This window comes from Paraburkholderia sp. (assembly GCF_026225065.1).
Taxonomy (GTDB): Bacteria; Pseudomonadota; Gammaproteobacteria; order Burkholderiales; family Burkholderiaceae; genus Paraburkholderia.
The window spans coordinates 1-5,891 of record NZ_JAMFSB010000337.1 but is presented as its reverse complement, the minus strand read 5'-3'; the positions used below and the strand labels follow the sequence as shown (position 1 = coordinate 5,891).

Genomic DNA, 5,891 nt, shown 5'->3' with positions numbered 1-5,891 from the left:
ATCGCAAAGCCCAGAGAAAACTGGCCGGCGAGGTGTCCGACCATGACCGGGAAGCCGGCCGAGACCACCCGTCCAAAGTTATAGCAGAAGCCGACACCGGTGCCGCGCGTGCCACGCGGATAGAGTTCGTTGAAGAGCGCACCCATGCTCGCGGGAATTCCGGCAGCGAAGAAACCGAGCGGAAAGCCTAAGGCAAGCATGGCCTGATTCGACATCGGCAGGAAGACGTACAGGATCACCGTCGCTACGCAGCAGACCGAAAACAGCAGGATGGTTTGGCGGCGGCCGATGGCGTCGAGCAGCACCGACGCAACCAGACAGCCGAAAAAGAACGCCAGGATGATGACCGCGAGATAGCCGCCGGTGCTGAGCACCGAGAGATGCCGCTCGGTCTTCAGAAAGGTTGGCAACCATGTCGTCAGCGCGGAATAGCCGCCATGTGCGCCGACGCCGAGCAGGCCGCCGATCAGCGTCATGCGCAGCACGTCCGGCGCGAAGATCGAGAGCAGCGGGACGCGTTCGGCGGAGCCAGGCTTACCTTCCGGCGCGCCCTTCTTCGCAGCGACAACCGGCTCCTTGAGATTGCGCCTTACGTAGACGATCAACAGTGCAGGCAGGATGCCGATGCCAAACATCACACGCCAGCCGAGCGCAGGTGACAGAAACGAGAAAACGCCTGCATAGAGCAGTACCGCTGCGGCCCAGCCGACGGCCCATGCGCTTTGCACAGCGCCCATGGCCTTGCCGCGATGCCGGTTGCTGATGGTCTCGGCCATCAGCACTGCACCGGCTGCCCACTCGCCGCCAAAGCCAAAACCTTGCAAAGCCTTCAGCACGATGAACTGTGGAAAGTTTTGTGCAAACGCGGACAGCAGCGTGAAAATCGAAAACCAGGCCACCGTGATCTGCAAGGTCCGCACGCGGCCGTAGCGATCCGCTGCCGCGCCGCAAATCCAGCCGCCCAGCGCCGATGCGACCAGCGTCACGCCGCTAACAAGCCCCGCCTGGGTTTTGCTGATGCCCCATTCGGCGATGATCGCAGGGATCACGAGGCTGAACATCTGCACGTCGAGCGCATCGAGCGCCCAGCCGCCGAAACAGGCCCAGAACGTGCGCCGCTCGTTCTTCGATACTTCGCCATACCAGGAAAACATCTGGACTCCACGCGCCATATGCCGGCGTCGACGATGCTGCTTGTTAAACCCCAAAGAAGCGTGACGACGCGCCGCTCAGCGGATCTCTATGTCGTACGCAAAGTGTTGTGCGGCGCCTCGCGAGAGACGCCATTCGAGCGGTGCGCCGTCGTAACCGTAAGCGACCCGTTCGATCACGACGATCGGGCTATGTGCCAGCACGCCAAGCGTGGCGACGTCCTCTTCATTGGCGGTCTCTACCGTCAGCCGTTCGTCGGCGCGCGCTACCACGCGGGCGCAGCGCTGCTCGTAGAACGGATAGAGCAGCGGACCGAAGTCCTCGATCGGGCAGTCGGCCAGCGCAGCGAACGGCTCATGCGGCAACCAGATTTGCTCGGCCACGATCGGCTGGTCGTCGATTAACCGTAAGCGCACCAGCCGGATCGCTTTGGCGCCCGTTTTGAGGCTGAATCTCGCCACGACCGCTTTGGGCGCGCGCATCACGGCGCGCTCGAGAATGCGGCTCTCAGGGACGCGTCGCTCGCCCGTGGGCGATTGAAAACGGAAGAAGCGGAACAGCGAACGGTCGAAGGCGGCGCGGCGCACGAAGGTGCCGCGTCCCTGGAATCGCTCGACGAGCCCTTCGCGCTCAAGCAGGTCGACTGCCTTGCGCACCGTGCCGACCGCGAGGCCGTAGGCGAGCGCCAGTTCCTGTTCGGTCGGCAACGGGTCATGCGGCTGCCATTCAAGCGCGGCGATGCGCGCGGCCAGCTGGTCGCGCAGACGGTGATAGCGGGGAATGCGGTCGTCCAAGATCGTAACGGGTCCGATGGCTGATGAAATTCATATATATGTTTATATGAATTGCCTCATGTGAGGATCGGTGTTTTCCCTGGACGGGGACTGCGCCTGCGGTTGCTGCGTTGACCGGAACGCCGTCGTCGGTCAACGCCTGTGCCGGCTTCAGCGCCGGGTCGGACGTCGCGACTTTTCGAAACTGTCCAGCAACTCCTGGTGCTCCTTGCGCAGTAACTGGACGAACTCGAGCGTCAGGCGATCGCGCGGCTGATGGGGCGGATACAGCAGATACGTGGGAAACATCACTGCGGGCTTGAACGGCCGGATCTCGATGCCGGGCCCCGCAAAGTCACGCGCGACGATGGGATGCGCCAACGTCACGCCCATCCCGCAACGCACCATCTCGCAGCAGATCGCCGAATACTGCGCTTCGATGGCGAGTACCCGTTGGACCCCGGCGCGTTCGAAGGCTTCGTCCATTTGCGTCCGGGTGCCGTCGCCATGACAGAGGGAGATGAACGGTTCACCCTGAAGTCCTCGGCCTTCAGTACGGATTTCTTCGCCAGCCGATGGCCGGCCGGCAGCACGCATACGGCTGCGGCTTCCGACAACAGTTCCACTTCGCAGGTGGACGCTTCGCTCTTGTAGACCGCTACGCCCAGATCGCAGAACTGCGAGGAGGTCCAGTGATTGACCGTCCCCGAGGTATTCACGTGAAGCGACACGGTGACTTCCGGCCGCAATTCCTGGAAGCGTTTGATGACGTGTGGCACCAGCGTCAGACCCGCGGAAGGCATGGCTGCGATGCGCAGGCGCCCGCTGCCCAGATTCTTGATCTGCGCGGCTGCGTTGGTGAGCCCCTGAAGCCCGACATAAGCGCGTTCCACCTCGCGAAAGAAAGCGTTGCCTTCGCTGGTGGGGATCAGTCTGACGCCGCTGCGCTGGAACAGCAGCAGCCCGGTTTCGCGTTCCAGCTGCGTGATGAGCCGGCTGATGTTGGGTTGCGAGGTGAACAGCTCCCTGGCCGCCGCGGTCATGGATCCCGCCAGCATGACAGCCCGAAACGCCTCAATATGCTTCAGATTCATCGCGCGCAACCCATATCAGATTGGTATGGATTGTTATTTTATTCGTATTGGACGTTATGCACTTTGCCCGACAGAATAATTTCAGTTCACATGTATTCCCGCAAGTGCCCAGCAGCACATTGACTGGAGACCCGCCCCATGCGATACCCGCAGCGAAACCTTCGTCCGTTATCTTTTCGTTTGCTGCTGGCCGCGCTCGGCGTTGCGGGTGCGTTGTGCGGACCGCTAATAGCGCAGGCCGACACCACGCTCTACGTGGCCAACGTCGGCGGTTCGAACGAGCAGATGTACCGGCAGACGATCATCCCGGCGTTCGAGAAGGCGCACAACGTCAAGATCGTCTATGTGGCCGGCAATTCGAGCGACACGCTGGCGAAGCTGCAGGCGCAGAAGGGGCATGAGCAGATCAACGTCGCTGTCATGGACGACGGTCCGATGTATCAGGCGATGCAGATGGGCCTGTGTTCGAAGGTCGCGGACGCGCCGGTCATGAACGACCTGTATCCGCTCGCGCACCTCGGCCCGAGCGCAGTGGGCGTCGGCATGGTGGCGACGGGGATCGGCTATAACGAGGAGGCGTTCAAGAAGATGGGGTTGCCCGCGCCGGATTCGTGGACTGTGCTGACCGACAAGCGTCTGAAGGGCAAACTCGGTATGCCGCCGATCACCAACACGTACGGCCTGCACGCACTCGTGATGCTCGCGCGGCTGAACGGCGGCGGCGAAAAGAACATCGATCCGGGCTTCACCGCGATGACAAAGCAGGTTGCACCGAATGTGCTGTCGTGGGCGCCGACGCCAGGCGAGATGGACGGCCTGATGCAGAACGGCGACGTGATCCTTGCACCGTACGGTAGCGGCCGCGCGGTGGCGTTGCAGAACACGGGCTTTCCGCTAAAGTTCTTTTATCCGAAGGAAGGCGGTATCGCGCTGCAGGTTGCGGCTTGCCCGGTGGTCGAAAACGCGCAACTCGAACTGTCGCAACAGTTCATCCAGTATCTGTTGAGTCCGGAAGTACAGGCTATCCAGGCCAAGGCAATGGGGCTCGGTCCGGTGAACAAGACCGTTAAGCTGGCGCCGGAAGTCGCGGCGCGCGTGCCGTATGGTCCGGACCAGGTGGCCAGGCTGATCGCCGTGGACTGGACGACGATCAACCAGCATCGCGCGGAATGGACCGAGCGCTGGAATCGCAGCGTCGAGCGCTGAGATCGAAGACGTCGAGTGGGCCTGCAGCGGCGCACCGCGCCGCATGTTGGCCCCATCGACACCCTCACCGGAGACGGGGACGCACATGAGTTTCCTGACACTCAAAGGCATATCGAAGCGCTACGGCGACTTCACTGCGATCGAGCAGATCGACCTTGAAGTGGAGCGAGGTGAGTTCCTGTCGCTGCTTGGGCCGTCCGGTTGCGGCAAGACTACGACTCTGCAGATGTTAGCCGGGTTCATCACGCCGAGCACCGGCACGATCATGCTCGACGGGCGCGACATCACGCACGAGCGGCCCGAAAAGCGCGGCATGGGTGTCGTGTTTCAAAGCTACGCGCTGTTTCCGCACATGACCGTCGAGGGTAATGTCGGCTTCGGCCTTGAAATGCGCAACATGAAGCGCGCAGCGCGTGCGGAACGCGTGGCCGAAGTGCTCGAACTCGTGCGTTTGAGCGGCCTGGGTGGTCGCTATCCGAAGGAGCTGTCGGGCGGCCAGCGGCAACGTGTGGCGATTGCTCGCGCGCTGGCGATGCGTCCCGAACTGCTGTTGCTTGACGAACCGATGTCGAATCTCGACGCCAAGTTGCGCGAGGAGATGCACATCGAACTGCGCGCCATCCAGAAGCGCCTCGGCATCACGACGATCCTCGTGACGCACGACCAGGTCGAGGCGATGACGATGAGCGATCGCATCGCGGTTATGCATCGCGGCACGATCGCGCAACTGAGTACACCATTCGAGGCGTACGAGCGGCCCAAGACGGCTTTCGCGTCGACCTTCCTTGGCAAGACCAACCTTCTGTCGGGAGCGGTCGTACGCCGCAATGGACGCTGTGCCGAAGTGGACGTGGCGGGCACTACGCTCAAGGTGCCGCACGAAGGACGTCCTGCGCAAGGCGATGTGAACGTCTATATCCGCCCGGAAAAGGTTCGTCTGGCAGGTGTGGATGCGCGCGCGAGCGGCTGCATCACGACGCGGGTGTTCATCGGCAACCAGTGGTTGCTGCAGGTCGACACCGGCATCGGACGCCTGAGCGTGGCGCAGCCGAACTTCGGGGCGCCGCCGCCTGAAGAAGGTGAGCACGTCGGCCTCGCATGGTCCGATGACGACTTGCGCATGCTCGAGAAGGAGAAGCCCGATGGCCACGCTTGACCACGATCGCGCAGGCGCGGCGCCGTGGCTTTTGTCCGGGCCGGCGCTGCTGCTGTTCGGCGGCCTGCTGCTGGTGCCGCTCGTGCTGACACTGGTGCTGTCGTTCCATGCCTTCAGCGACAGCCAAGGGACGCTTGCGGCTTATACGTTGTCGAATTACTTAAAGGTGGTCACGGATCCCTACTACGGCGCAATCTTTGCCCGTACGGCCGGACTCGCCTTCGCGGTGACTGCGCTGTGCATCGTGCTCGGCGTGCCCGAGACGATTGTGCTCGCGCGTATGAAGCGGCCGTGGCAGTCGGTATGTCTGCTGATCGTGCTGGGTCCATTGCTGATCTCGGTGGTGGTGCGCACGCTGGGCTGGCAGATCCTGCTCGGTAACAACGGAGTGCTTAACAACGCACTACAGGCGCTGCATTTCACCTCTGAGCCGATTCGGCTAGTTTTCACCATGACCGGCGTGGTGATTGCACTCACGCACGTACTGGTGCCCTTTATGGTGATGTCGGT

General features: G+C 62.4%; 5 protein-coding genes and 1 pseudogene. 3 read left to right on the top strand and 3 right to left on the bottom strand.

What is annotated here, in order from left to right:
- The 3 genes and pseudogenes from M0954_RS23580 to M0954_RS23570 all read right to left on the bottom strand — a co-directional run.
- Window positions 1–1,154: MFS transporter (locus tag M0954_RS23580; protein ID WP_297355830.1), on the bottom strand; the 1,154-nt coding region annotated here is incomplete at its 3' end.
- A 75-nt stretch (window positions 1,155–1,229) separates the two neighbouring features.
- Window positions 1,230–1,964: a GntR family transcriptional regulator gene (locus tag M0954_RS23575; RefSeq protein WP_297355831.1), complete on the bottom strand. Its 735-nt coding sequence runs from the start codon at window positions 1,962–1,964 to the stop codon at window positions 1,230–1,232.
- Window positions 1,965–2,096: 132 nt separating this feature from the next.
- A pseudogene (locus M0954_RS23570) lies at window positions 2,097–3,019 on the bottom strand (LysR substrate-binding domain-containing protein).
- 138 nt (window positions 3,020–3,157) lie between these two features.
- Between M0954_RS23570 and M0954_RS23565 the strand changes: the two are divergent.
- From M0954_RS23565 to M0954_RS23555, 3 genes are all read left to right on the top strand, one after another.
- On the top strand, window positions 3,158–4,225 hold the full coding sequence (locus M0954_RS23565) for an ABC transporter substrate-binding protein (protein WP_297355827.1): 1,068 nt from the start codon (window positions 3,158–3,160) through the stop codon (window positions 4,223–4,225).
- Window positions 4,226–4,310: 85 nt separating this feature from the next.
- Window positions 4,311–5,381 (top strand): ABC transporter ATP-binding protein, encoded by a 1,071-nt coding sequence (locus tag M0954_RS23560; protein ID WP_297355825.1) that lies wholly within the window; start codon window positions 4,311–4,313, stop codon window positions 5,379–5,381.
- A partial coding sequence (locus M0954_RS23555; RefSeq protein WP_367279530.1) for an ABC transporter permease occupies window positions 5,368–5,891 on the top strand: 524 nt, incomplete at its 3' end. The genes M0954_RS23560 and M0954_RS23555, both read left to right, overlap by 14 nt.